General features: G+C 42.1%; 1 protein-coding gene. It reads right to left on the bottom strand.

The window, feature by feature from the left end:
- Nucleotides 1-33 precede the first annotated feature (33 nt).
- A protein-coding gene (locus tag ACRQQK_RS14195; RefSeq protein WP_457512472.1) for an IS3 family transposase occupies nt 34-1238 on the bottom strand; the annotation gives its coding sequence in 2 pieces (ribosomal slippage) (nt 34-887 and nt 887-1238; 1206 coding nt in all).
- Nucleotides 1239-1291 lie beyond the last annotated feature (53 nt).

Genomic DNA, 1291 nt, shown 5'->3' with positions numbered 1-1291 from the left:
TGACCCGTCCTGATATGGGTTGACACATTTTAGTTAAAACGCTCGGTGTACTTCATCGGGCGTTTTGTATTTTAAGGCTGTGTGTGGCCTATATTGATTATAGATTTTCACCGACTCTGCAACCATCTTTCGTGCTTCTTCTAAATTCGTAGGCTTGTTAAGAAGATATTCATTTTTGAGTATTCCATTGACTCTTTCTGCCAACGCATTCTGGTAACAGTCATATCCATCTGTCATTGAGCAACTTACGCCATTCTGTTGGTGAAGTGTTTGATACTCAGCCGAACAATATTGCAACCCTCTATCTGAGTGATGAATGAGTGGCTGTCGCGTTCTTCTACTTTTAAGCGCATTCATAAACGCTTGCTTAACGGATTGAGTTTTCATGCTGTCATCAACATGATAACCAACGATTTTCCGAGAGTAAGCATCCGTGACTAAACTGAGATAAGTTTCTCCATCACGAGTCGGTAGATAGGTAATATCGGCAACCCACAACTGCTCGGGGCGTTCAGGAACATACCCCGACTTTATGATGTTAGGATGACAATGAAATCGATGATGGCTGTTCGTCGTGCGATGATATGCTCGCCTTGTTGGGACAAGAAGTTGGTTCGCTTTAAGAAGTGCAAACAAGTGGTCCCGGCCGATGATTAAACACTTTTGAGACAAAATATATTTTAGCTTCCTGACACCTATTCTAGGTTGAGTAAGGCGCTCTTTCTTCACGGCGACAAGCACATGAGTCTCATGGGAAACTCGTTCTTTTTCTGCTTCACACCGCTTGTAATATGCCTGACGTGAAATCCCTATAAACAAGCAAGCTTTTGTCACGGTTAACCTTGAAAGCGTTTTTTCCTCAATAACTCGGCTTTGCGCTTTTTTGAAAGACGGACTCCAAAGTCTCTGTCCATGACTTTTACAACTGCCTCGAAAAAATCGGCTTTTAACTGAGTTTCTTCTAATTGTTGTTCAAGCTCTTTAATGCGTTGTTCAGGTGTTTGTGGGGAAGATGATTGAGACATAGCGATACCTTTTCCCTTTAGTTCAGACGCTCCTAAAGACCAATCTAGCTGACCATGTTTACGAAGCCAAACTAAAACCGTCGAGCGTCCTTGAATACCATATCGCTCTTGAGCCTGCTTATATGTCATTTCCCCTTTTTCAACTTGCTCAACAACCGCCAATTTAAAGGCAAGGGAATAATCTTGCTGTGTACGTTTACCTATTGATTTCATGACATTCTCCAATTGGTTACTGGAAAAGTGTCAACCTTATTTAGGACGGGTCA

This window comes from Vibrio sp. C8 (genome assembly GCF_054051265.1).
The sequence above is the reverse complement of the archived record's forward strand: the minus strand, read 5'-3'. Positions and strand labels throughout refer to the sequence as shown.